We start from the raw sequence: 24,543 nt of genomic DNA on the forward strand, positions 1-24,543 counted from the left end.
AAAAGGGGCCCTTGGGCGCCCCGCGCCCCGCGCGTTGGCCCCGCACGGCGCCCGGCGCCAGGCGAGAAGACACCCTCCCCTACAGCGCGCGGCGCGTGGTGCGCACGGCGGAGCGCACGATTCCGTGGGCCATCCGGTACGTAAGTGCCAGGTACCCGCCGTACACCAGCGCAAACAGCACCAGCCCCAGGGTCATCCCGTCAAGCGCGTCGCTGTACCCAAAGGCACTCACCAGCTCGTTCACCACGCTGATTGCGCAGAGCGAGTGTGAGAGCCCCACGGCAAGCGGCAGCACGAAGGCAATGGCCACCTGCGCCCGCAGCGACCCAAAGATTAGACGCTCGGAGCACCCCAGCTCAGAGAGGGTGCGATAGCTGCCCGCAGAATCGCTCGCGTTGGAGAGCTGCTGGATGGCGAGAATGGCGGCGCAGGCAATGACCAGCACAAATCCAATGTAGATGGCCATGTACGAGATGAGCCCCGTTGTGGTTGTGCCATCGGCAAGCACACTCGTGACGGTGTCGACGGTCGTAAGCGCCGATCGCTCGCCCAGGCTATCGCCCAGTCTCTCCTCCAACCCCTTGAGCGCGGCGTCGCCCTCCTCGGTGGGGCCAGCGTACATAACGTCAACCACCTGCTGGTACGTGGGCAAGCTCGCCGCCAGGTCATCTGCCACTACAAACGTGCCGGGATTGGCCCCCAGGCCGTTGTCCTGGAGCACTGCTGAGGCGTCATCGATCACCGTGGTGCGAGCGGGCGTGAGCGTGGCCGCACCCACCGTGACAGAGAAGCCCTTCTCAAGCCCCCCGTTCACAAATGGCTCGACCTGGTCCATGTTGCAGAGCAGGAGGTACTGGCCCTCATCCAGCGATACGGGCTCCATTCCCAGCAGCGCACGGACGGCGTTGAAGTCGGACAGGCTCACGACCTCACCAACCATGGCGTGCTCGAACCCCTTGGGGATGGTCTCCCCAGTAAGTTCCGAGATGCGCTGGAGGGTCGAGGTGTCGCCCTCGAGCTCGGACGGGACAACGGCAATTCTCACCGTGGCGTGGCTTCCCACCGCAGAGAGGTCGACGCCCACCTTTGCAACCTCTGCCTCAAGGTCTATGGGGTCCGCAACGGGGTCCGTCGGGAGCACCGAGATCGACGCGCTGTAGGGGGTTCCCTTCTCGGCCATGGCGTTGAGGGTGTTGCAGATGCTCATGCCCGTGGTCATGGCCGTCATGGCAAGGAAGAGTATGAGCGCAATGACCCCCATGGAGAGCGCGGTGGTGTTCACGCGAGAGGCAATCTGTCGCGTCGTGAACATGTGGAGATCGCGCCAATAGAAGCCCCTCATGTGCGTGAGCAGCGCGGTAAGCGTGCCTGCAAGGCCATAGAAGAAGACGAACGTGCCTACTGCGACCATGACGGTGGTGATAATGAAGCCCCCCTGCATGGAGTTATCCATGGGGAATCCGTCCCTGATAAGGCGCCAGTACGCAACGCCCATGAGCACAAGGCCCGCCGCCGTCAACACAATGGAGAGCGGCAGCCTGCGCACAAACTGCTTCTCGTTCTGTCGCGCAGAGCTCATGAGGTCGATGAGCCTCACGCGGCGCAGCGTTATCCAGTTGAAGAGCATCATCACAACAAAGATCACGCCAAAGCACGCCAGGGTGAGCATAAACGCGTCCGTTGAGAAGAAGAACGAGAAGTGCTGGACGGTCGTCGCAAACATGCGAGCCGTGACAAAGAGCAGGACCTGCGAGACAAGCACCCCCAAGGCAATGCCCACGCCAAACGAGACTGCGGCCACCAGCAGCGTTTCCAGCGCAAGAACCACGTTCACCTGCCCCGTACGCATACCCAACACCTGGTAGAGGCCAAGCTCCTTCTTGCGCCTGCGCATGAGGAAGTTGTTCGCGTACACCATGAGAAAGCCAAGGATCACGGCGAGAAAGACGGTAAGCCCATCGAGGATCTGTCCCACCTGGCTGAGCGTCTCGCCCACGTCGCCGCGGAGAAAGTCGCCCTGGACGCTCATGGTGTTGAACGCATAGAACACGGCCACGCCCAGCACGAGCGTGAGGAAGTACACGGCATAGTCATGCAGGAGCTTGCGCATGTTGCCAAAGGCAAGCTTAGCGAGCATCGTCGACCCCTCCCTGCACGGCCACAACCTGCATGATCCGCTCGAAGAAGGCGTGACGAGAGTCGCTGCCGCGGTCAAGCTCGGTGAAGACGCGCCCGTCGCGGATGAACAGCACGCGACGGCAGTAGCTCGCGGCAGTCTCGTCGTGGGTGACCATGAGGACCGTGGCACCTCTCGACTGGTTCATGGACTCGAGGCTCTCGAGCAGGAGCTTGGCGTTCTTGGAGTCAAGGGCGCCGGTGGGCTCGTCGGCCAGCACCAGCTCCGGGTTGGTGACTAGGGCACGCGCGGCGGCAACGCGCTGGTGCTGTCCGCCGGACATCTGATAGGGATACTTGTCGAGCACCTCCTCGATGCCCAGCGAGGTGGCTGCCGCAACCACGTCGGCCTCAATCTGTGCGGCGGGCACGCGCCCAATGGTCAGCGGCAGCGAGATGTTCTCGCGCGCGGTAAGGCTGTCCAGCAGGTTGGAGTCCTGGAAGATGAACCCGAGCTTCTCTCGGCGAAAGTCCGCCAGGCGCGAGCGGGAGATGCGCGAGACGTTCGTCCCCGCAAGCATGATGGTGCCCGAGGTGGGCGCGTCGATCGTGGCAATGCAGTTGAGCAGCGTGGACTTGCCCGAGCCCGAGGGGCCCATGAGGGCGACGAACTCCCCCGCCGCAATGGTAAGGTTGATGCCGTTAAGTGCGTGCGTGGTGGCGCTGTGACCGCCGTAGGTCTTCGTCACGTCGCGCACCTCGAGCACGGGCGCCGGGGCGCCGTGGGCCATGCTCGCGCTGCCGCTGTCCATATGGCGTGCCATGTGTGGCTCCTTCTCGTGTTGGTGCGGGCAGGCCGTTGCGGCCACCCGCTTTGTGATTGCGAGATACATGGTGGACCGCAGCCGTCTGGGCTGCCATCGATTGCCGTGACACAACCTTACGTTTGTGTCACGTCTCGCACGGCACGAGAAGCGCCTGCTACACGACGCGCGACCGCTCCCTGGGAAAGGCGATGCTCATGGTCGTGCCAACGCCTACGGCGCTTGTGGCCCCCACGGCAAGGCCCATCTTCTCGCAGAGCGTCCGCACAAGGTAGAGCCCCATGCCGGTAGAGCGCTCGTGCGACCGGCCATTGGTGCCGGTAAAGCCGCGTTCGAAGATGCGACCAAGGTCCGCCTCGGAGATTCCGCACCCATTGTCGGCCACGTTGAGCACCACGCGCTCGCTGGCGCTGCCGGCACCCTCGACGCGTGCCGAGAAGCTCAGTCGCGCCTCTCGCCCGTCGTGCTCGGGCACGGCGCGGTAGCGCACGGCGTTGTCGATGAGCTGTCCCAAGATGAAGACCATCCACTTAGGGTCGCAGAAGACCCAGAGGTCATTCTCGCCTTCAAGGACGCCCAGGTCAACGGCCATATGCGCCTCGATGAGAGAACGCGCGCGGGACTTCACGGCCTCACGCACCAGGTCGGCCAGATTGCAGCGGCGCAGGAGGTAGTCCTCGGCCACCGAGGTGCTGCGCGCATAGTAGAGGGCGTTCTCCACGTCCGCCTCCACGCGGGCAACCTCGCGCGAGAGGGACCGAGCGTCCTCGCCGCGGCTGTTTGCCAGCGTGAGGTTCATCGCGGCAAGCGGGGTCTTAATCTCGTGGACCCAAAGCTCGACGTAGCGGCGATAATCCTGCATCTCCTCCGCAAGCTCGGCACCCTTTCGGTGCGAGGCCTGGGCCACGCTCTGCAGCGCATCCCAGGCAAGCTCGCCCTCGGGGTAGCTGGGCTCCGGCAGGGTGTCGACGGCATCGAGCACGTCGCCCTCACCCTCGGCCAGCCGCGCAAGTCCCCGCATAAACGAGCGCTCGCGCAGCCACTCCCACACAAGGCCCACCAGCTCAAGCACGGCAACGAGAAGCACGACCAGTTGAGTTGCCCCCGCCTCCACGCCAACCACGGGCAGCATCACGGCGAGCAGGACGACCGCCGACACGGAGCAGACTAGCCGCAGCGCGTGGCTGCGAAGGTACGTAAGAGGGCTCATACGTTATCGACCCGCAGCGAGTAGCCCATGCCGCGATGCGTTGTGATGGCGTGCGGCAGTCCCACCTTTCCAAGCGCCTGGCGCAGGCGGGTGACGTTGACCGTAAGGGTGTTGTCATCCACAAAGGCGTCAGTTGCCCATAGGGCCTCCATGAGGTCCTCGCGAGAGACAATGGCGCCCGGCTGGCGCATGAGGCACTCGAGAATGCGCAGCTCATTGCGGGAGAGCTCGACGGTCTTGCCGCCGTAGCTTGCCTCTGCGCGCACCACGTCGAGGCTCAGGCCACCCACGCTGACACGGGAAGCCTTGCTCGGCTGTCTGCGGCGCAGCAGCGCCTCAAGGTGCACAAGGATGAGCTGCGGGTTTGCGGACTTGGCCACAAAGTCATCGGCGCCCATCGAGAGGCTCATGAGCTCGTCAAGCTCGGAGGTGCGGCTGGTGAGCACCATGATGGGAACGTCGCTCCTCTGCCTGAGGGCACGAGCCACGTACTGGCCGTCGGTTCCAGGAAGGCCCAGGTCAAGCACTACGGCATCGGGCGAGGCGGCAGTGATGTCCTCGACCAGGTGGTCAAAGTGGGTGGCGCACTGGACGTGGTGACCAGCGTTTGAGAGAAGTACCGACAGCTGCTCGCGCACGCTGGGGTCATCCTCAACGAGGTAGAGATTGGCCATCGCGCCCTCCGCATCCAGACTTGGTTATCTCGTACGGACAATCCTAGCATCGAGAAGGACGCGGCCGGCACGCATGCGCGCACCGGCCGCCATGGCCCTGGGAGGCAGGGCTCGTCCTTTGCAATGACGCCCGCAGGCGTTGGGGTGGTTCTACTCGGCCTTCTCGCTCTGCCACGCGCCGTCCCAGACAATCTGGCGGTAGCGGACGGGGTCGGTGTCGCCCTCGGTCGAGAAGAGCAGCACCTGGGAATCGGGGCCAAGCTCGAGGGCCTCGCGCAGCTCGGCGTAGGCAGGGTCGGTCATAAGGGTGGAGATGACGCCCATGCCCACGGCGCCGGACTCGCCGGAGGTAACCGCCGGATCGCCCTTCACAGGTGCGGCCAGCATGCGCATACCCTTGGAGGAGACCCAGTCGGGGCAGCTTACGAAGGCGTCCGCGTGGTTGCGCAGGATGTCCCAGCCAATGGTGTTGGGCTCACCGCAGGCAAGGCCGGCCATGATGGTCTGGAGGTCGCCACCCACAATGCGCGGGTTGCCATCAGCCGCAACGGCGCCCTGGTAGAGGCAGTCGGCGGCGCCGGCCTCCATGATCACGAACTTGGGCGGGTTGCTCGGGAAGAGGTTAGTGAAGAAGCCCACCATGGAGCTTGCGAGCGAGCCCACGCCGGCCTGGACAAAGACGTGGGTGGGACGGTTGACCTCAAGCTGGCGCAGCTGGTCCGCGGCCTCGGCGGCCATGGTGCCGTAGCCCTGCATAATCCAGGACGGAATCTTGGTGTAGCCCTCCCAGGCGGTGTCCTGCACGATCACGCCGTGCTCGGTCTCTTCGGCCTCCTTGGCGGCAAGGCGCACGCAGTCGTCGTAGTTGAGCTCCTCGATCGTGACCTTGGCGCCCTCCTTGGCGATGTTGTCGAAGCGGGTCTTCGTGGAGCCCTTGGGCATGTGCACCACGGCATTCTGGTGCAGACGGTGGGCGGCCCAGGCAACGCCGCGGCCGTGGTTGCCGTCGGTGGCGGTGAAGAAGGTCGCGTGGCCAAAGTCATGCTCGAGCTGGTCGGACGTGAGGTAGTCAAAGTCGCAGTCCGCCACATCGCGGCCGGTCTCCTCGGCGATGTAGCGAGCCATGGCGAAGGAGCCGCCCAGGACCTTGAACGCGTTGAGGCCAAAGCGGTAGCTCTCGTCCTTCACATAGAGGCCGCCCAGACCAAGGCGGTTAGCCATACCGGAGAGGTTGGCCAGTGGTGTCACGGAGTACTGCGGGAAGCTCTTGTGGAACGCGCGGGCCTTGGCAACGTTCTCAAGGCTCATGACCTGCAGGTTCTTGTCCTCACTCTTGGGCATGTGATTGGTGACCCACTTGAACTTAGGCTCCATGGTGCTCCCCTCTCTTGGCGCCGGCTCCCGACGCTTGCTGGACCAGATAAGAAAAAGTGTCTTACGGCCAAACTTTTTGTTAGCACACCAATTACACCACTTCTAAAGCACATTGCAAGGGCTATTGTCGCCCCTCCGGCAAAAGGTTGGTCGCAGGCTTTGGACGGATGAGACAAAAATGAGACAAAGGGACAGTCCCTTTGTCTCATCGACGCCGCCCCGCAGGCAATCCTGCGGGGCGGTGAGCTTTTTGGTGCAGGTTGTGCAACGGGGAATTACTTCTCGTCACTCGAGCCGTTGCCGCCATTCCGGAGCGGCCTGAGGTTGCGCTGCTCGGGTGTGTTGTCCTCGGGCGGCAGAACGCTGTTCAAGATAATCGCCATGACGGCGCAGGGCGTGATGGCCGAGGTACCAAAGATCGTGGAGATCCACTCGGGCATGCCGGGACCAGCAAGCGAGCCGGAGACCTGCGCGATGCCAATGCCAAATGCCACCGAGATGCCAAAGACGGTGCAGGCGCGCGGCGTGAGGCCGTCCTTCACCAGAATTCGGATGCCGTTCAGGGTAATGGTGCCAAAGACGCTGATGGTTGCGCCACCGATGACCGGCTGCGGGATCATGAGCAGCAGCGCCGAGAGCTTGGGGCAGAGGCCAGCGGCGAGAAACACGAACGCCGCACCGCCAAAGACCCACTTGTTGATGACTTTGGTGCTCACGATGATGCCCACGTTCTGGCCGAAGGCCGAGGTGGGAAGGCCACCAAAGAAGGACGAGATGATGCTCACCAGACCCTGCGCCTTGATGGCGCCGCCGATCTCGCGCTCGGTGGGCATGCGGTCCATCGATCCGGCGGATGCCGCGGAGAGGTCGCCGATCAGCTGCACGTTGACCATCACGTAGACCACGCCGAGCGTGATGCACGCGGCGGGGTTGAACTCGATGGCGTACGGCATGAACTGTGGGAGCGAGAACCACCCAGCGCTGAGCACCTCGGAGCCATCAACCATGCCAAACGGGATGGCAACGACGCAGCCAATGATGATGCCAAAGAAGATGGAACCGAGCTTGAGCACGCCCTTGCCAAAGTTGGCCAGCGCAAAGACCACGGCGAAGGTGATGAGGCCAACAACCCAGTTGTAGATGCCCCCAAAGTTTGCCGAGCCAGCGCCGCCCGCCATGTACTTGATGGCCGTGGGGTACAGCGAGACGCCAATGGTGAAGATTACGGTACCGGTTACCAGCGGCGGAAAGAGACTGCGCACCTTGCTGTAGAAGACACCAAAGAGAATGGCCACTATGCCGCCCACAAGCTCGGCGCCGAGAAGCACCGAGAAACCAAACTGCGCGCCAACCGCCTGGAACGCCGGCAGGAAGGCAAAGGACACGCCGGTGAGGATGGGGAGGCCCGCACCGATGCGGCCAAACAGCGGGAACTGTTGGAGCAGCGTGTCGATGGCGGAGAGAATAAGCGCCACCTGGATGATGGCGGTCTCCTGCTCCTGCGTAAATCCGCAGGTAGTGGCTATCATCATGGCAGGTGTAATGACGCCCGCAAACGACGCCAGCACGTGCTGCAGGAACATTGGAACGAGCGACCCAATCGGCGGCAGCCCGTCTCGCCTGAAGAGCGATTCGTCGAGCTCCTGCTCCGCCTGTGCCTGCGCTGCCATGTGAGCCTCCCCCGAGCGCCACCGCGCTCCGCCGGATGTCCTTGACGTGCTCAAGCGTGCCTTAGGACGCTTTGCCACGACAAATTATTAGTCTGATTGCCATACAATTTGTTTGGCAATCGAGCAGGCGCCGCAGGCGGTAGAATTCCGCCCGCGAACGGGGCGGTTCGCCCCTCTCCCATTTTTCTTCTCGTCTCGCTCCGCCCTTGCCTCCCCGAACCGCGCCGGTCCGCGCCCAAAATTTGCGGTTGACGGCCCATTTTGGGCGAATCTTCGAGTACGAGGACCTTTACTTTTTACGGACCCGCAGGTAGAGAAATGGCACCTCCGAGGTGATACTAAGCGGAACCCCCGAAAAAGGCCGTCAACCGCAAATTTTGGGCAGAGGGGACCGGGCAACCAACGGCTGCCCGGCCCCCAACAGGACAAATGCTGCAAACGCCTAGATCATCTCGAGGAACGCCTGGATGCGCGTTGTGAGCTGGCCGTCTCCCTCGGCGGAATAGTCGGTCGAGAGGTGCATGTAGGGGATGCCCGCATCCTGCGCGGCCTTCTCCATGTCGAACGCCTCCATCTCGTAGATGGTGCAGAACGAAAGGGACGCGTCGATGATGCCGTCAGCATGGAAATCGCGCGCCATGCGGATGACGTCGTCGCGACGGCCCTGGTTGGGCGTGAAGATGGCGCACTGGATGTTGAGGTAGCGATCGGCTATGTTGTCGAGCATCTCGTCGACGGTCGCACCGTCCTCGGGCACCAGATCCTTGTAGTAGCGGCTACCGGTGCAGCACTCCTCGCCAACCACCACGCCGCCGGCCTTCTCGATGATGTTGAAGAGCTTCCAGTTGGGCACTGCCATCGGCGTGCCCGTGTAGAGGATGCGCTTGGCGCCCTTGGGAGCTGCGCCAACCCCCTCGGACACGCGCTGCTCGCACTCGTCGGCCATCTTGTTGATGGCGTCGGTCAGACGCGCGGAATCATCCATGAAGGCGGCCTGCACGGTAAGAAGCGAGTCAAGGCCAGAGATAGGCACGGGATCGGCCGCGCGCGTGGCCGAAAGGCGCTGCAGTGCGCGACGCTTGTCGTTGGCAAGCTTGATGGCTGCGCGCAGGCTCTCCTCGGTGATCTTCTGGCCCGTCTCCTCCTCGATGCGCGCGGCAAGCGCGTGGACCTGGTGACGCCACTGAAGCTTGGTGTCCTCGTTTCGGACATGCGGCACGTCCATGATATACATGGGCTTGAGCTTGGAGAACTGCTCGTAGGCCTTCTTCTTGCCATCGCAGGTGTTCTCACCAACCACGAGGTCGGCGCTCTCGATGTAGGGGCACACGCGGCCTAGCTTGAAGCCCATGAAGCCCTTGATGAGCGGGCAGGTGTTGCGCGGCACGTACCTCTCGGCGTCCTCGGGCGCCCACTCGGCGCCGGCGCACAGACCAACCTCCACGGCACCGGCCGCGGTCACGACCTCCTCGGGCACGTACAGGCAGAAGCTGCCGATGATCTTCTTGGGGTTACCGTCGCTACGGCCGTCCACCATCTCGCGGATGCGCCCCGAGTGCAGGTTTGCGGCAACGCCGTCCAGGTAGGACGTTGAGGCAGGCCTGTTCTCCTGCGTGAGGTACATGCTCTGGTACATCTGGCCAACAACGCCCAAAAGGCCATCGTGTGCCTCGACGTCCATGCCCAGATAGCCCCACATCTTGTGGTAGTCGTACTCGTCTGCCATGGTGACTCCTCTCCTGCGTCCACGCACGGCCGACGTCCTCACGTCCAGGCAGAACCTTGCGAAAGACCTTCTTGACTGCAGCTTGCGTCCGTCTGTGGGCATCCTCACGCCAACCCTGTCCCAAACAGACAACTCTCATATATGCACCGTTATCCCTTTCCTTGCATAACGGTGCAGCAGTCAAATCATAACTGTTTGTTAGGATGTCATTACAATTTATTGGCACGTAGCCGATGAGCGGCAACGCTGCGCCCCCCAAGCGACCTGTCCCCTGCACAGAAGCACATCGCGGTATTATCAGCTCAGTGAAACCACCGCGTCCTGCCAGGTGCGCCGCTTTTGACGTAGCGCCCCGGAACGGAGAAAACATGGACGAGATTAACACCAAGATTCCGCAGCCCACGGAGCTCATTCCCGCCGAGGACGCCCGTGCCCTTACCGCATCGGCCAAGCCCGGCCGCTCGCAGGCTGAGGCCGATACCCTTGCCGCAAACGCCCTGCGCTGGGCCATGCACAACGCGGAGGGCCAGACCAGTACGCGCATCCGCACGTACGCCATGTACGGCAGGACCTCGGTGATGCTCAAGTTTGCGCCGGGCGAGACGGACTGCGCCGGAGCCGGAAACGCGTTCTATAACGACCTTCTTGCCAACAGCAACGTGCTGGTTGCCGACGCCATCTCGAGCATCATCCACGGCCGGCCGCAGGGACTCATCTCTCCCCTGCAGGAGATGCGCCTGCTCAACGAGTACAACGCCAAGCTCGTGGCGTTCCTGCGACGCCTGCGCCGAGCCGGCTACGACGTAAAGGCCGGTGATGAGCTTGCTGCCGAGGGCGTGCATGACAACAGCACCGTCGTGGTGAGCTGGGGCTAGAAACGAGGGGGGTCTCCTCCACCCTGGCACGAATTTGCGGTTGGGCATCGTCTGCCAGAGCATCAATGCCCGTCCGTATGGCCTCACTTTGCGACACATTCGTCGCACGATTCTGTAACAAGCAGGGCGCGTCACACATTCGTCTCCGATTGTGTGACGCGCCCTCAGATGAGACAAAGGGAGTTTCCCTTTGTCTCACGATATGCCGGTCAGAGCTACGCGCTCTTCTCGGTTCCCTCGCCCACGACACCGTCCATCACGTCGACGGCCTTTTCCACCGCGTTCACGATGTTCTCGTAGCCCGTGCAACGGCACAGGTGGCCCGAGAGCTGCTTGCGGATCTCGTCACGGGTGTAGGTCTTGCCCGTGCGCTCCATCTCGATGGCGCTCATGATGATGCCGGGGATGCAGAAGCCGCACTGAACGGCAAATTCGTCAATGAAGGCCTGCTGAACCGGGTCAAGCGAGCCGTCCGCCTTCTGGACGCCCTCGATGGTGAGGATGTCCTTGCCCTGTGCCCAGTCCGTGAGGTAGAGGCAGGAGTCGGTTGCCACGCCGTCGATGAGGACGGTGCACGCACCACACTCGCCAACCTCGCAGCCACGCTTGGTGCCCGTGAGGTGAAGCCTGTCGCGCAGCGTGTCGAGCAGCGACTCGCGAGGGTCGTAGCCAACCTCCACCGGCTTGCCGTTGATGGTGCACTTGAGAATGCGCATTGCCATTAGATATCAGCCCCTCCCTTGCGCGCGGCCTCGATGAGCGAGCGACGCGACATCTCGCCAATAAGCTGCAGGCGGAAGTCCTTCGACGCGCGCCAGGAGTCGCGCGGGTGCGTCTCGGCCTGGGCAAGCTCGCCGATCTTCTCGACTGCCTCGGCCACGGAAAGGCCGCGCACCGCGTCCTCGGCACCCGTGGCACGCATGGGCGTAGGGGCGGCGACGCCAAAGGCGAGGCGGATGTCGTCAATCGTGGACTTGTCGGCACCGAGCTTGACCAGGCAGCAGCAGCCCATGGTTGCGATCTCGAGCGCACGACGCTTGCCGTACTTGAAGTAATGGCCGGTGAAGCCCTCATAGTGGTCACGCGGGATACGAATCTTGACCAGCACCTCGTCGCGCTCCCTGTAGGAACGACCAGGGCCGGCATACCACTCCTCAATGGGGATGGTGCGCTTGCCGCGCGTGCTCACCACGTCGAGCAGGGCGCCGTACGCAAAGAGCGTCGAGGCGCTGTCTGCCGAGGTGGCAGCGTTGCACACGTTTCCGCCAATGGTTCCCGAGACGCGCAGCTGCGGGCCACCCGGCGTGTCGCAGGCCTCGCCCAGCGTGGGAACCGTAGCCTGGATGACGGGGCTCGTAGTGACGTGGTGGAACCACGTGATGGGGCCAATCTCGACCGTGCCGTCGTCGGCCAGGGTCACGCCATCCAGCTCGTCGTGCAGGTTGTGAATCGAGACCAGGTGTGCGCCCGCAAGCTTGCCGCCGCGCACCTTTACGAGCACGTCGGTGCCGCCGGCAATCACGATGGCCTGGGGGTCCTCGGCCAGGGCGCGGCAGGCGTCCTCGACGCTCGTCGCCTCGTACAGGGATTCAATGTCGTACATCAGATCAGCCCCTCCCTCTTGAAGCCCTCAACAAGACGCTGCGGGGTCATGGGCATGTGATAGAACTTCACGCCGGTGGCATCGAGAATGGCGTCGCGGATGGCGGGCGCCGGGGAGATGATGGGGGTCTCGCCAACGGCCTTGTTGCCGTAGGGGCCCGTGGGGTCGTCGGACTCGACGAAGTCGGCCTTGAGGTCGGGCAGGTCCATCATCGTGGGGATCTTGTAGTCGAGCAGGGTATCGTTGAGCACGCGCCCGGTCTTGGGGTCCACCTGGACCTCCTCGGAGAGCGCAAAGCCAATGGACTGGCCCATGCCGCCGTGCACCTGCTGCTCCACGAGCTTGGGGTTGATCAGGCGGCCGTTGTCCTGTACGGAGATGATCCTGTTGACCGTCACCTTGCCAAGCGGCATATCCACCGTGACGTCGGCAAAGGTGCAGCCCGTGGCAATGGCGTTGGTGTGGACGTTGGCCGTGGCGTAGGCGCTTAGCTGGTCGTTCGCGTCCACGTTGTAGTAGGCCTCAAGGGCGAGCGAGGCAAGCGTGCATACCTGGCGGCCGGTGGCGTCCCAGATGGCGTGGTCACGAAGGTCGAGGTTCTCGCCGGCGGCCGGATACAGGCGGTGCGCAAAGGCGAGGATCTTCTCGCGCAGCTCAAGGCCCGCCTTCTTGACGGCCGTGCCAGAGACGTAGGTCTGGCGCGACGCGTAGGCGCCAGCGTCATATGGAGCCACGTCGGTATCCTGGAACGAGACGATGTGGACGTCCTCGGTATCAATGCCAATAGCCTCGGCAGCCATCTGCGAGAAGACCGTGTCGGCGCCCTGGCCAATCTCGGTGGCACCCATCTGGAGCTGCACCGAGCCGTCCTGGTTGAGCGTCACACGCGACGTTGCCGTCTCGAGCGCGAACGGCGCGACCGCCGTCTTGTACACGAAGAACGCAACGCCAACGCCGTGGCGGATGGGGCCTGTCTGGTTGGCGTACTCGCGCTTCTTCTCGTCCCAGTGAATCCACTCCTTGCCCTTCTCCACGCACTGCGGAAGCGTGCAGGTGTGGGCGGCAACGGCGCCACCGGGCGTGAACTCGTCCACGAAGCCCTCGCGGATGCAGTTCTTGAGGCGGAACTCGACACCGTCCCACCCGTTGTCATGGGCGATGTCGCCCATGAGGCACTCGGCCGTCCAGACGCCCTCGGGCACGCCGTAGGCGCGCATGGCGCCCGTGTGCGGTCCGTTGGTGTAGACGGTCCAGGCCTCGCTTCTGGAGGCCACCTCGTTGGTGTGGTAGAGCCAGCGGAACGAGTTCACCGAGTTGAGCACCAGTGCATGTCCGTGGTGGATGTAGCCGCCGGTGTTGGACCAGCCACGGATGGAACGGGCATGCAGGAGCATGTCGTCTCCGTAGGAGGCCTCGACGTCAAAGGACTTGGGCTGACGGCCCGAGGTGTCCCAGAAGAGCTCCTCGCGCGAGAGCTCGAGGCGCACGCAGCGCCCGCCGAGCTGCTGGCAGATCCAAGCGTTGAGCGGCTCGTAGTGGATGTCCTGCTTGGTGCCAAAGCCGCCACCGATGTAGGGCTTGATCACGCGCACGTCGCCCCAAGGGATGCCCAGGGCCTGGCCAATCACGCGGCGCATGATGTGCGGGATCTGGGTGGAGGCCACGCAGACGATCTTGCCGCCCTCCATGTAGCAGAACGAGGTGCAGGTCTCGATGTGAACCTGGGACTGCTCGCCCGTCTCGGTGTGGATGGCGATGTGGTGGTACGCGGGGTCGTTGATGGCGTCGTCCACCGTCTTGTAACCGTACTTGGCGAGGTTCTCGGGGCTGGTGAGCGCGCAGGTGTGGGCCACCAGGTTGTCTGGCTTGATGTCCTGAACCGGGTGCTCGGTACCCTTGAGCGACTCCTTGGGGTCGTAGACGACCGGCCACTCCTCGTACTCGACCTTGATCTTGCGCAAGGCGCGGTCGCAGGCCACGGTGTCTTCGGCCACGACCACGGCGATGTTGTCGCCATAGATGCGAATGCGGTCGTCGAGGAGCTTCCTGTCCGCAAGGTCGCGCTTCTCGGCGTGGCTGTCGGCGTACCAGGGGTGGCCCGCCACAGGGTAGGGCCTATCGGGCACGTCGAAGCAGGTGAAGACCGCCACCACACCGGGAACCTTCTTGGCCTCGGTGGTGTCAATCGAAACCACCCGCCCGTTGCCGATCGTCGAGTGGAGGATCCTTGCCTCAAGGCAGGGCTTGGGGCAGAGGTCGTCGGTGAACTTGGCACGCCCCGTGACCTTGTCGTACGCATCGACACGCGTGATGGGACGTCCAACCTCCCTCAGCTGTTCCATGACAAGCTCCCTCTCCTAGAAACCTGTATTGCTGCATAACAAAATGTTAGTGACCCCGCGAGGGGCCGCGGTGTGGCAGCGGCGAATGGTCACAAACCGCTGCCGACCGTTCATCTATCTGCAATCGTCTCACATACCCTCTGAGCTGGGCGTTATTCACGTAAAAAAGCAACGCCCCCTAGAGCAAAGAAGCGCCGGACGCAGGGGCGTCCGGCGCTGCAACACCAGCGCAACCTACAGCACGCGTGCACCAGCCACGTACTTCTCGACGAGACGACCGCCCTCCTCGGCGAGGTACATATAGCGCTCCACGCGCTCCGCCGGGTTGCACTCGAGCGTCGTGCGCAGGCCGGAGTCGTCCAGAACCAGGACGTCCGCCTCGTAGCCCTGCTCGAAGGTGCCAACCTTGCCAAAGAACGCGCCGCCGCCAACCGTGGCAATGTAGAACGCCTCGGCGGTAGAGAGGGGCTTGAGGTTCTGGTCCACAAGGCGCCAACGGAGCTTTGAGCAGCCCACCAGGTCTGCCACCGCACGGAACATCGAGAGGGACGCGCCGCCGGCGACGTCGGTGCCAAGGCCAACGTTCATGCCCTCGACCAGGTAGCGGCGGATGGGGGCAATGCCCGAGGACAGCTGCATGTTGGACTGCGGGCACGTTGCGACAAAGACGTTGTGCTTCTTGAGGATGGCGATCTCCTCGTCCGTGGAGTAGTTGCAGTGGGCCATGACTGTCTTGCCCTCACCGTCGAGCTGGCCAAAGTGCTCGTAGGTCTCGCCGTAGCAGGTAGACCACGGAGCTAGCCCATGCACCCAGTCAATCTCGGACAGGTTCTCGGAGAGGTGCGACTGCAGGGGCAGGCCCCTCTCCTGCTTGAGCTTGCCCAGGCCCTCCATGAGCTCGTCGGAGCAGGTGGGGGTGAAGCGCGGCGTAAGGATGGGCTTGGTGTTGGCGTAGCCCTTGGCCTCGACGTCGTTGAGCCAGCGCACCGTGTCGGCAAGCGAGGTGGCGGCGTCCTTCTCGCATAGATAATCCGGGCTGTTGCGGTCCATGTTGACCTTGCCCACATAGGTCTTGAGGCCCGTTGCCTCGAGCTTGTCCATGAGGAGCTCGGTGGGCTCCACGTGCATGGTGCCAAAGACAACCGCACGCGTGGTAGGCGAGTGAAGCAGGTCGTCGCTAAAGATGTCGTAGGCACGCTCGGCGTACGAGAGGTCCGCGTACTTGCTCTCCTCGGGGAACGTGTGGGTGTTGAGCCACTCGAGAAGCTCGAGGTCCATGCCCATGCCACGGAAGCTGTACTGCGGGGCGTGGACGTGGATGTCGTTCATGCCAGGGATAACGAGCTTGCCCGTGTGGTCAACAATGCGAATGCCCTCGTACTCGGCAGGAAGCTCCTGGTAAACGCCCTGGACAACACCATCAACAACTACCAGGTAGCCGTCCTTTGCCCAAGAGAGCGTGTGATTGTGGCGCGACCAGACGATGTCGCCCTTGATTGCAAATGCGTTCTCGTTCATGACGTACTCCCCTCACATAAGGCGCACAGCGCGTGTGCCACCGACTAGATGAAGAAATACTTGATGCAGAACAGCACGAACAGAACCCACATCACGCCAGAGATCTTCTTGCGGTTCTCAGCACCCGAGCAAGCGTTGATTGCCACGTAGGAGATGATGCCCAGAGAGATGCCCTCGGCGATAGAGTACATGAAGGGCATAGCAACAATGGCGACAAACGCAGGCACGGCCTCGGTCGCGGTGGCCCAGTCAATCTGCGTGACGGCGCCAAACATCATGAAGCCCACGATGACAAGGGCAGGCGCCGTGGCGAACGACGGGATGGCAAGGAAAATCGGCGAGAGGAACAGCGACAGCAGGAAGAGGATGGCCGTTGTGATGCCCGTGAGGCCGGTGCGTCCGCCCTGGGCGATGCCTGCGGTGCACTCGACGGCGGTCGCGGTAGACGAGGTGCCAATGAGGCCGGCAAACGTGGTGGCCAGGGACTCGGCGAGCAGGGCGCCCTTCACGTTGGGAAGCTTGCCGTTCTCGTCGAGAAGGTCTGCCTTGGACGCGGAGCCGATCAGCGTGCCAATGGTGTCAAAGAGGTTGGTGAAGAGGAACGCAAAGACCACGGACGCAAAGCCAACCGAGAAGAAGTTGGAGAAATCCAGCTTGAAGGCAATGGGTTCAATCGAGGGAACCGAGAGGCCGCGCGAGAAGTCGGGCAGGAGGCTTGCGAAGCCGGCGTCGGGGTTGGGCACGTAGACGCCGGTGAGCTGGCAGATGATGCCGATGCCCCAGGTGATGAGGATGCCAAGCAGGATGTTGCCACGCACGTTGTTGCACACCAGGATTGCGGTGATGATGATGCCGATAAGGGCAAGCAGCGCCGAAATGCCGGAGGTCGAGAAGGTGCCCGCCTCGATAGAGCCATGGAACGAGAACATCGAGACAAGCGTGGCCTCATTGGAGATGACCAGGCCGGAGTTCTTGAGGCCGATGATCGTGATGAACAGGCCCACGCCGGCGGTGATTGCGTACTTGAGGTTCATGGGGATGGCGTTGAAGATGGCCTCACGCACGTTGGTAAGCGAGAGGATCACAAAGATGATGCCCTCGACAAAGATCGCGGTGAGCGCCGTCTGCCAGGAGTAGCCCATGCCCAAGCACACCGTGTAGGCGAAGTAGGCGTTGATGCCCATGCCCGGCGCCAGGATGAAGGGGTAGTTGGTGAGAAACGCCATCATCAAGGTGCCGATGGTGGAGATGAGGACCGTCGCGGTGAACAGGGCGTCCTGCGGCATGCCCGTGGCCGAGAGGACCGAGGGGTTCACGGCAAGGATATACGCCGCCGTGATGAACGTTGTAAGGCCGGCGAGAAGCTCGGTCCTTACGGTGGTTCCACGCTCCTTGAGGTGGAAGAACTTATCAAGTGCACTCTCCATGTCACACACCACTTTCTCGTTGTTGGATGCCAACACGTACTGCCCGCAGACGGCCTTGGCAGCGTCCGCGGGTTGGTTCCACGCTTGATGTGTGTCTGAAGGTGCCGCGCTCTTGGCGAGCCATCGGGTCTCGCTCATGCAGCCATCGTGACTGCCGGCAGGTGCGCGGTTGAACTGACATTCGAGGTAGGTTGCTTGCTGGAAGGGCTTCTCGTCTCAACGGGTGATGGCGGGCATTGCTCTGCACCATCGTCGTGCCGTTTTGCTCGGGGTCTACCAACAAGTTTTGTTATCGCACTATTTGTTTTTTGTAATGTCGATATTAAGGAAACGTTTCTGATTGGTGTCATCGCGCCCGCAGGCGGTAGGCACTACTCCGCAAGCGGCTGCATATTATTTGAAGATTGATTTACCGTTATACATAGAAATGATTAACGGAAGGGCGAGAAAACGGCGCCCGAGAGGCGCTTTCGTACGTGGTCGCTGCCAAAACGGGCCTTCGGGCGTCAGATTCTCGCCGGAAGGCCCGTTTTCATCATGCGACCAGCAGGAACGTCGTCCCAGACGTCAGCGCTGCTACAGCGTGCTCTTTATCGCATCGACGTCGTCGTCGGAGAGGAACGTGTCCGCCTTGATCTGCTCGGTGTACTTCGCAATCTTGTCCTGGACCTCCTGCGAGACCTTGTCGGAGTAGCTGCCCAGGTAGACACCGCCGTTGTCCATGTTGGCCTCTATCACGGCACCGTTGCCAAAGGAGCCGGCCTCGACCTCGTCCATGGCCTGGCCAAACATCCAGTCGGTAACGGTTGAGGTAATCACGCTGGGGTTGTCGGGCCCCACCGAGTCGATGGGCTGAGCGATATCGAAGTGCGTGTCGACGCCCGCCTCCTCGAGCGCCTGGCGCGCGCCGTTGTCGACGGCGGAGGCGTCACCCCACATGACGTCGACGTTGTTCGATGCAATCCACTGGTTGGTGATGTTGGTGCCAAAGGACGCATCGGTGAAGCCCGCATCAAAGTTGTAATGACCCTCGACCTGCGGGTTCACCTTCTGCGCGGCAGCAAGGTAGGCAGCGTACTTGGTGAGTGTGGTGGGAAGGCGCATCCCGCCAATGAAACCAATCTGGCCCGCGTTGGTCATGAGGCCAGCCACCACACCGGCAAGGGCACCGGTCTGCTTGAGGTTCACCTGCACCGTCTCGACCTTCTCGAGGGTCTCGTAGTCTGCAAGGTCGGTGGCGGGATCGGTGTTGGTCATGAGGAAGTGCACGTTGGGGTTTGAATCCGCCGCCTCGGCAACAACGTCGCCCCAAGCTGAGACAAACTCATTGCCGGCAGCGATGATAAGGTCGACGTCCTGGTCCACATAGGACTGCGCCGCAGAGGCCGCATCGGCAGAGGCAGTGTTCTCCTTAGGCTCAAGCATCTCCCAGTTGGGATGTGATTCGATGGCCTTGGTAAGAGACTCGTAGTGCCCCTGACCCCAGCCGCCGTCGTTCTTGGGCCCGCTGATGACCATGGCCACCTTGTAGCTGCTCTTCTCAGCAGAGTCCGTGCCGGATCCGTCAGACGAGGACCCGCATCCCGCAAGTGAAAGCCCGCATGCGGCAACGGTCCCTCCCAGACCAAGCGAGATGGCATCCCTACGCGTAACGTTTGTTGCCATAGCAACCTCCCTCTCCCAGGCAGGCCTCCCTATGCCTGCTCTAGTCCCAATACCCCGCGTGAACGGCTGCCGCCTCAGCCTCGAGCTCGGGGAACGGTCCCACGACCTCGATGGGTTTCTGGCCAGCGGCAAAGATCTTCCTGCACGGCAGGTCAAACGTGGGGTTTTGCTCATTTGAGCCCGTGAGCTCGAGGAGCCTGCGCTCGGTCATGGCATAGACCACACGGCCCACGTTTCCCCAGTAGATGGCGCCAGAGCACATCGAGCAGGGCTCGGCCGACGTGTACAGCGAGCAATCCCAGAGGTAGCTCTTCTCGTACTGCTGACTCGCACGCTCCATGAGCTGCGTCTCTGCGTGTCCGGTGCACTTGTGCGTCTCGATCTCGACGTTTTCCTGCTCGAGGAGGACCGTGCCTTCGGGCGAAACCAGAATTGCCCCAAAGGGCGTGTTGCCGTGCTCGCGCGAGCTCTTAGAGACCTCTATGGCCCTTCTCAGCAGTACCAGATCCTCATCGTGCGAGAACTCCTTGCGCGCCATGCGCTCTCTCCTCTCCGGCTCGCAGCGACGGGCAAGACCACCTGCCGCCACATTCGCGGTTACAAAAAGGCCGCCCCCAAACGAGGGGACGGCCTTCAACGCAATGCAGCGTTACAGCGTGTTCTGAATGGCAGAGACCTCGTCGTCGGTGACGAAGGTGCCAGCCTTGATCTGCTCGGAGTACTCCTTGATCTTGTCCTGGACGTCCTGGGAGACCTTGTCAGAGAACTTGCCAAGCGTGATGCCACCGTTGTCCATGTTACCGGTAATGGCCTTGCCGCCGCCGAAGGACCCGGACTCGATCTCGTCCATGGCCTGACCAATCATCCAGTCGGTGACGGTGGAGGTCACAACGGTGGGCTGGTCGGCACCCACGATGTCGATGGGCTGCGCGATGTCGAAGTGCGTGTCGGCACCGGCGGCCTCGAGCGCCTGGCGTGCGCCGTTGTCGACAGCCGAGGCGTCACCCCACATGACGTCGACGTTGTTGGAGGCAATCCACTGCTGCGTGAGGTTGGTGCCGAGAGACGCATCGGTAAAGCCGGCCTCGAAGTTGTACTGGCCCTGAATCGACGGGTCAATCTTCTTCGCCGCCGCCAGGTATGCGGAGTACTTGGTAATCGTGGAGGGGAGCTTCATGCCGCCGATGAAGCCGATGCTCTTGGTCTGCGTCATGAGGCCAGCCACCACGCCGGCGAGGGCACCCGTTTGCTTGAAGTCGGGAAGAACCGTCTCGACGGGATCGAGGGTCTCGTAGTCGGTCATCTCGGTTGTGGGGTCGGTGTTGGTGATCAGGAAGTGAACCTTGGGGTGGCTGTCGGCCGCGTCGGCGACAACTTCGGCCCAGTCGGAGGCAAACTGGTTGCCGTTGCCGATGATGAGGTCGACGTCCTGATCGACGTAGGTCTGCGCCGCGGTTGCAGCGTCGGCGTCAGCGGTGTTCTCCTTGGGCTCGAGCATGGTCCACTTGGGGTGAGACTCCAGGGCCCTCTTGAGGGACTCATAGTGGCCCTGATCCCAGCCGCCGTCGGTGATGATGCCGCTCATGATCATGGCGACCTTGTAGCTGCTCTGCTCGGAATCGGACCCAGAGGCGGAGCTATCGGACGAGCTGGAGCTGGAGCCAGAGCCGCCGCAGCCGGCAAGGGCGAGCGCGCCCACGCTGCCGAGTCCCAGGACGATTGCCTGGCGCCTGTCGAGCATAGCGGCGGACAGAGACTTCTTGATTTCACTCATGATGTGCCCTTTCCTTCCTCCGTTATGAGAGGCGCAGGGTGCGCCCCTCATCCCAAACTCTTCCCCTCTGAACGTTACTAGGACGCAGGGGGAATGAAACCACAGAGTAACCTAAGCGGCACCCACCCCTCGGTGACGGGCCGGGTACCTCTGGGGGACTAGCGCTGCTCGCGGAAGTACGGCTGCCCGTTTGCCTTGGGGCCGGCGTGCTTGGAGCCAAAGAAGATGAGTGCCACGATGGTGAAGATGTACGGGATCATCTTGAAGAACATGACCGGGGCAGACTGGAACTGAGCCTGAAGCGCCACATTGAGACCGTCGAAGAAGCCAAAGAGCAGGCTGGCACCCAGGACGCCAAGCGCGCTCCAACGGCCAAAGATTACCGTTGCCAGGGCGATGAAGCCGCGCCCCATCACGATGCCGTCGGTGTAGATGGGCGTGTAGCACAGGGTGAGGAACGCGCCGCCGGCAGCGGCGAGTGCGCCGCAGACGATGCAGGCCAGGTACTTAACGCGCACGACGTCGATGCCAAGGGTCTCGGCCGCGTGGGGGTTCTCGCCCACGGAGCGGAAGGAGAGGCCGGCGCGGAAGTGCTTGAAGAAGTAGCGCACCAGGGGGACCAGGATAAACGCCAGGTAGGCAAGAAGCGTCTGGTTAAAGAACGCGTTGCCTATGAAGGGGATGCTCGAGAGCCCCGGAATGGCAATGCTCGCCATCTGGTCGCCGGTGGCGTTGGCCGAGTTGGAGCCAACGAAGAGGTTGTAGCCAAAGAGCGCGATGGCCGGCGCCAGGATGTTGATTGCCATACCGGTGACCACCTGGTCGGCACAGAGCGTGACCGTGCAGAACGCATAGAGCATGTTGATGAGGACACCCGCGAGCATGGCAACGACAAGGCCCAGCCAGAGGTTGCCGGTCATCTTGCCAACGGCGAAGCCCACAAATGCGCCAATGGCCATAACGCCCTCGAGGCCAATGTTCACGAGGCCAGCTCGCTCGGAGAAGACCTCACCTAGCGCCGCCAGCAGAATAGGCACGGCGCCCATGGTCATGGCCTTGAGGATGGTGGGAAGTGCAGTCATGAAGTCCATTACGCGTTCACCTCGGCCTTCTTGGCCTTAGCGTCCTGCCTTGCGGCGACGTAGGCCTTGATCTTGGGGAGCTTGACGGCGGCCATGCCGGCGACGGCGAAGATGATGATGAGGCCGCGGATGATCTCGACGATGGCGGTGGGAACCCCAATGACGCTCTGCATCATGGTTCCGCCGGTGGAGAGGACGCCAAAGAAGAACGCCACGAAGATGGCAGCGATGGGGTTGAGCTGAGCGATGAGGGCAATTGCCACGCCGTCAAAGCCAAAGCCCGAGCCAAAGCCATCGGCCAGGCGGTACGGGGTCTTGCCGAGGAGCTCGACGGCACCGCCCAGGCCCGCAATGGCGCCCGAGAGGATGAAGGCGAGCAGAACCAGGCGACGCACAGGGAAGCCGTTGACCCTCGAGGCGATGGGGTTCATGCCAACCGCGCGAATCTTGAAGCCGAAGGACGTGCGGAAGATGACGTACCAGATGAAGATGCCCAGAACGATGGCGAGAATGACGCCCACGTGCGTGCCAAAGACCTCGGGCAGGCGCGCGGACTGCGGAATGGCGATGGTCTTGGGCAGGCCGTTATCGGAGTAGACGTTCTTGTAGATGTACTCCATGAAGTACATGGCCACGTAGTTGAGCATGATCGTGGTAATCATCTCGTTGAGGCCGCGGGTGATCTTCATGATGCCCGGCAGGAGCCCCCAGATGGCGCCAGCCACGATGCCGGCGAGAAGCCCCAGCGCAAGGCCGGCAGGGCCCTCGAGCCCCAAGCCAAGCACGCACGTTGCGGTGGCGCAGCCGCCCATGATGAACTGTCCCTCGCCGCCCAGGTTAAAGACGCCGCACTTGTAGGCGAACGCCGCGCACAGGCCGGTGAAAATGAGCGGGCAGGCGCGCTCGAGCGTCTTGCTCAGCTTTGCGCCGTCACCCAGGGAACCCTGGATCATGGCCGCATAGCCCTCGAGCGGGTTCTTCCCCAGGCATGCGATGATGATTGCGCCGATGATCAGAGCCAGGAGCACGGCGACGACCGGCGTGAGGATCATCATGCGCCTCTCGCTGCGCTCCTCCGGGCTCAGAGCCTTCTTTGCCACGTTAACCCCCTCCTACTTTCCTGCCATGGCGAGCGAAATCTCCTTGATGGGAGGATTCGCACCCGGATACGTCCCCATGATCTGGCCCTCGAAGAGCACCACGATGCGGTCGGAAAGCTTGAGCACCTCGTCGAAGTCTGCCGAGATGAGAAGCACCGCGCACCCGGCGTCGCGCTGGGCCACGATCTGGTTGTGGATGAACTCGGTGGCGCCAATGTCCAGTCCGCGAGTGGGATAGACCGCCACGAGGAGCTTGGGGTGCCCCTCAAGCTCACGGGCAAGAATGACCTTCTGCTGGTTGCCGCCGGAGAGGCTGCGGGCCGTCTGGTCAACGGAGGTGCAACGGATGTCGTTCTCCTCGCGCAGGCGCTCGGCATAGGAGTGAATCTCGCCCATCTTGAGCCACTTGCCATGGCCGAGGGAGAACTGGTCGGACTCGGTCTGCTTGAGCACGAGGTTCTCGGCGATGGTCATGTCTCCCACAAGGCCCATCTTGTTGCGGTCCTCGGGGATGTTGCCCAGGCCGGCATCGATGAAGGTCTCGGGCGAGAAGACCGCAATCTCGGTTCCGTCGGGGCCAATGACCTTACCGGAGTCTGGCTTCACCAGGCCAGTCACGACCTCGGCCAGAGGTGTCTGGCCGTTGCCGTCGATGCCTGCGACGCCCAGGATCTCTCCCTTGTGGATGGTGAGCGAGACGTCCTTCAGGCCGCCGTGCTTAATCTCGGGATGGTACGAGACGTTCTGGAGGACGAACTCGTCCTTGGTGGCGCCGGTGACCTTCTCGTAGGTGTTCTCGACGAACTTCTGGCCAATCATGAGGTCCGCGAGCTCCTGCTCGGTGGTGTCGGCAACGCGCAACGTCTCGACCGTCTCGCCGCGGCGAAGCACTGTGACGCGGTCGGAGATGCGCATGACCTCGCGCATCTTGTGGGAGATGAAGACGATGCCCTTGCCCTCGGCGGTGAGCGAACGCATGATGTCGAAGAGGCCCTCGACCTCAAGGTCGGTGAGGACGGCCGTGGGCTCGTCGAGGATAAGCAGGTCTGCCCCGCGGAACAGCACCTTCATAATCTCAACGCGCTGCTGCATGCCAATGGACATGTCGCCGACCTTCTCGTCGAGGTCAATCTCAAGGCCGTAGCGGTCCATGATGTCCTCAACGGTCTTGCGATCCTCGCCTTCCTGCAGAAGCGGCGAGTTGTGGCGCTTGTCGCCCAGGATGATGTTCTCGAGGCCCGTCATATCATCGATGAGCATGAAGTGCTGGTGGACCATGCCAATGCCCTGCTCCACGGCCACTCGCGGCGAGGAGATGCTCACCTCCTTGCCGTGCATGAAGATCTTGCCCTCGGTGGGCTGGTAAAGCCCTATGAGGACGTTCATGAGCGTGGACTTGCCTGCGCCGTTTTCGCCCAGGAGGGTGTGCACCTCCCCCTCCTGAACGTCGAACGTCACATTCTTGTTCGCGTAGAACGAACCGAAGCGCTTGCTGATGTTCTCCATTCTCAGCAACTCGGCCATGCCTACCGCCTTTCGCCGACAAACGCTATCAAACCGTCAG

The 24,543-nt window shown here is 62.6% G+C and carries 19 protein-coding genes; 1 reads left to right on the plus strand and 18 read right to left on the minus strand.

All coding sequences use genetic code 11. From position 1 onward, the window contains the following. Positions 1 to 79 precede the first annotated feature (79 nt). From BT122_RS01735 to BT122_RS01765, 7 genes are all read right to left on the minus strand, one after another. Positions 80 to 2,137, minus strand: a complete 2,058-nt coding sequence (locus tag BT122_RS01735; RefSeq protein ID WP_072354344.1) for an FtsX-like permease family protein — start codon at positions 2,135 to 2,137, stop codon at positions 80 to 82. Continuing rightward, the gene (locus BT122_RS01740) at positions 2,127 to 2,939 is read right to left on the minus strand and encodes an ABC transporter ATP-binding protein (protein WP_143189943.1); all 813 of its coding nucleotides are present in this window, start codon (positions 2,937 to 2,939) and stop codon (positions 2,127 to 2,129) included. The genes BT122_RS01735 and BT122_RS01740 overlap by 11 nt, the downstream gene beginning before the upstream one ends. Before the next feature lie 157 nt (positions 2,940 to 3,096). Further along, positions 3,097 to 4,149, minus strand: a complete 1,053-nt coding sequence (locus tag BT122_RS01745) for a sensor histidine kinase (RefSeq protein ID WP_072354345.1) — start codon at positions 4,147 to 4,149, stop codon at positions 3,097 to 3,099. After that, complete coding sequence (locus BT122_RS01750; RefSeq protein ID WP_072354346.1) at positions 4,146 to 4,823, minus strand: response regulator transcription factor; 678 nt, start codon at positions 4,821 to 4,823, stop codon at positions 4,146 to 4,148. Before BT122_RS01750 ends, BT122_RS01745 begins: the two co-directional genes overlap by 4 nt. A gap of 150 nt (positions 4,824 to 4,973) precedes the next feature. Next, positions 4,974 to 6,197: a diaminopropionate ammonia-lyase gene (gene dpaL, locus BT122_RS01755; RefSeq protein WP_072354347.1), complete on the minus strand. Its 1,224-nt coding sequence runs from the start codon at positions 6,195 to 6,197 to the stop codon at positions 4,974 to 4,976. A 275-nt stretch (positions 6,198 to 6,472) separates the two neighbouring features. After that, positions 6,473 to 7,867 carry a uracil-xanthine permease family protein gene (locus tag BT122_RS01760; protein ID WP_072354348.1) on the minus strand — a complete coding sequence of 465 codons (1,395 nt, stop codon included), beginning with the start codon at positions 7,865 to 7,867 and terminating at the stop codon, positions 6,473 to 6,475. 442 nt (positions 7,868 to 8,309) lie between these two features. Beyond that, positions 8,310 to 9,593 (minus strand): double-cubane-cluster-containing anaerobic reductase, encoded by a 1,284-nt coding sequence (locus BT122_RS01765; protein ID WP_072354349.1) that lies wholly within the window; start codon positions 9,591 to 9,593, stop codon positions 8,310 to 8,312. Positions 9,594 to 9,961: 368 nt separating this feature from the next. Here BT122_RS01765 and BT122_RS01770 point away from each other — a divergent pair, with 368 nt between their 5' ends. Then, positions 9,962 to 10,468, plus strand: a complete 507-nt coding sequence (locus BT122_RS01770; protein WP_072354350.1) for a hypothetical protein — start codon at positions 9,962 to 9,964, stop codon at positions 10,466 to 10,468. Positions 10,469 to 10,683: 215 nt separating this feature from the next. Here the strand turns inward: BT122_RS01770 and xdhC are convergent, their stop codons facing one another. The 11 genes from xdhC to BT122_RS01825 all read right to left on the minus strand — a co-directional run bounded on the left by xdhC (position 10,684) and on the right by BT122_RS01825 (position 24,503). Then, entirely contained in the window at positions 10,684 to 11,190 is a 507-nt protein-coding gene (gene xdhC / locus BT122_RS01775; protein ID WP_059053082.1) for a xanthine dehydrogenase subunit XdhC, read from the minus strand. Then, complete coding sequence (gene xdhB, locus BT122_RS01780; protein WP_059053079.1) at positions 11,190 to 12,071, minus strand: xanthine dehydrogenase subunit XdhB; 882 nt, start codon at positions 12,069 to 12,071, stop codon at positions 11,190 to 11,192. The genes xdhC and xdhB overlap by 1 nt, the downstream gene beginning before the upstream one ends. Beyond that, positions 12,071 to 14,413 carry a xanthine dehydrogenase subunit XdhA gene (gene xdhA / locus BT122_RS01785; RefSeq protein WP_072354351.1) on the minus strand — a complete coding sequence of 781 codons (2,343 nt, stop codon included), beginning with the start codon at positions 14,411 to 14,413 and terminating at the stop codon, positions 12,071 to 12,073. The genes xdhB and xdhA overlap by 1 nt, the downstream gene beginning before the upstream one ends. 234 nt (positions 14,414 to 14,647) lie before the next feature. Next, the gene (locus tag BT122_RS01790; protein WP_072354352.1) at positions 14,648 to 15,931 is read right to left on the minus strand and encodes an amidohydrolase family protein; all 1,284 of its coding nucleotides are present in this window, start codon (positions 15,929 to 15,931) and stop codon (positions 14,648 to 14,650) included. Between the two features lie 44 nt (positions 15,932 to 15,975). Then, entirely contained in the window at positions 15,976 to 17,496 is a 1,521-nt protein-coding gene (locus tag BT122_RS01795) for an NCS2 family permease (protein WP_235810724.1), read from the minus strand. A gap of 438 nt (positions 17,497 to 17,934) precedes the next feature. Then, a complete protein-coding gene (locus BT122_RS01800; RefSeq protein WP_059053072.1) occupies positions 17,935 to 19,023 on the minus strand; it encodes a BMP family lipoprotein in 1,089 nt (362 codons plus the stop codon). A 40-nt stretch (positions 19,024 to 19,063) separates the two neighbouring features. After that, positions 19,064 to 19,561 (minus strand): nucleoside deaminase, encoded by a 498-nt coding sequence (locus BT122_RS01805; RefSeq protein WP_059053069.1) that lies wholly within the window; start codon positions 19,559 to 19,561, stop codon positions 19,064 to 19,066. Positions 19,562 to 19,672: 111 nt separating this feature from the next. Beyond that, positions 19,673 to 20,797 (minus strand): BMP family lipoprotein, encoded by a 1,125-nt coding sequence (locus BT122_RS01810; protein ID WP_072354353.1) that lies wholly within the window; start codon positions 20,795 to 20,797, stop codon positions 19,673 to 19,675. Between the two features lie 158 nt (positions 20,798 to 20,955). Beyond that, positions 20,956 to 21,888 (minus strand): ABC transporter permease, encoded by a 933-nt coding sequence (locus BT122_RS01815; RefSeq protein WP_059053065.1) that lies wholly within the window; start codon positions 21,886 to 21,888, stop codon positions 20,956 to 20,958. Then, entirely contained in the window at positions 21,888 to 22,979 is a 1,092-nt protein-coding gene (locus BT122_RS01820; RefSeq protein WP_082667180.1) for an ABC transporter permease, read from the minus strand. Before BT122_RS01820 ends, BT122_RS01815 begins: the two co-directional genes overlap by 1 nt. Positions 22,980 to 22,991: 12 nt before the next feature. Further along, positions 22,992 to 24,503: an ABC transporter ATP-binding protein gene (locus tag BT122_RS01825; RefSeq protein WP_059053063.1), complete on the minus strand. Its 1,512-nt coding sequence runs from the start codon at positions 24,501 to 24,503 to the stop codon at positions 22,992 to 22,994. Positions 24,504 to 24,543: the final 40 nt, after the last annotated feature.

Source organism: Olsenella sp. kh2p3 (assembly GCA_900119625.1).
Taxonomy (GTDB): domain Bacteria; phylum Actinomycetota; class Coriobacteriia; order Coriobacteriales; family Atopobiaceae; genus Tractidigestivibacter.

Bases quoted from the DNA above. Each gene is read 5' to 3' on its own strand.
- BT122_RS01735 (WP_072354344.1), bottom strand. From the start codon at position 2,137: ATGCTCGCTAAGCTTGCCTTTGGCAACATGCGCAAGCTCCTGCATGAC.
- BT122_RS01740 (WP_143189943.1), bottom strand. From the start codon at position 2,939: ATGGCACGCCATATGGACAGCGGCAGCGCGAGCATGGCCCACGGCGCC.
- BT122_RS01745 (WP_072354345.1), bottom strand. From the start codon at position 4,149: ATGAGCCCTCTTACGTACCTTCGCAGCCACGCGCTGCGGCTAGTCTGC.
- BT122_RS01750 (WP_072354346.1), bottom strand. From the start codon at position 4,823: ATGGCCAATCTCTACCTCGTTGAGGATGACCCCAGCGTGCGCGAGCAG.
- dpaL (WP_072354347.1), bottom strand. From the start codon at position 6,197: ATGGAGCCTAAGTTCAAGTGGGTCACCAATCACATGCCCAAGAGTGAG.
- BT122_RS01760 (WP_072354348.1), bottom strand. From the start codon at position 7,867: ATGGCAGCGCAGGCACAGGCGGAGCAGGAGCTCGACGAATCGCTCTTC.
- BT122_RS01765 (WP_072354349.1), bottom strand. From the start codon at position 9,593: ATGGCAGACGAGTACGACTACCACAAGATGTGGGGCTATCTGGGCATG.
- BT122_RS01770 (WP_072354350.1), top strand. From the start codon at position 9,962: ATGGACGAGATTAACACCAAGATTCCGCAGCCCACGGAGCTCATTCCC.
- xdhC (WP_059053082.1), bottom strand. From the start codon at position 11,190: ATGGCAATGCGCATTCTCAAGTGCACCATCAACGGCAAGCCGGTGGAG.
- xdhB (WP_059053079.1), bottom strand. From the start codon at position 12,071: ATGTACGACATTGAATCCCTGTACGAGGCGACGAGCGTCGAGGACGCC.
- xdhA (WP_072354351.1), bottom strand. From the start codon at position 14,413: ATGGAACAGCTGAGGGAGGTTGGACGTCCCATCACGCGTGTCGATGCG.
- BT122_RS01790 (WP_072354352.1), bottom strand. From the start codon at position 15,931: ATGAACGAGAACGCATTTGCAATCAAGGGCGACATCGTCTGGTCGCGC.
- BT122_RS01795 (WP_235810724.1), bottom strand. From the start codon at position 17,496: ATGAGCGAGACCCGATGGCTCGCCAAGAGCGCGGCACCTTCAGACACA.
- BT122_RS01800 (WP_059053072.1), bottom strand. From the start codon at position 19,023: ATGGCAACAAACGTTACGCGTAGGGATGCCATCTCGCTTGGTCTGGGA.
- BT122_RS01805 (WP_059053069.1), bottom strand. From the start codon at position 19,561: ATGGCGCGCAAGGAGTTCTCGCACGATGAGGATCTGGTACTGCTGAGA.
- BT122_RS01810 (WP_072354353.1), bottom strand. From the start codon at position 20,797: ATGAGTGAAATCAAGAAGTCTCTGTCCGCCGCTATGCTCGACAGGCGC.
- BT122_RS01815 (WP_059053065.1), bottom strand. From the start codon at position 21,888: ATGGACTTCATGACTGCACTTCCCACCATCCTCAAGGCCATGACCATG.
- BT122_RS01825 (WP_059053063.1), bottom strand. From the start codon at position 24,503: ATGGCCGAGTTGCTGAGAATGGAGAACATCAGCAAGCGCTTCGGTTCG.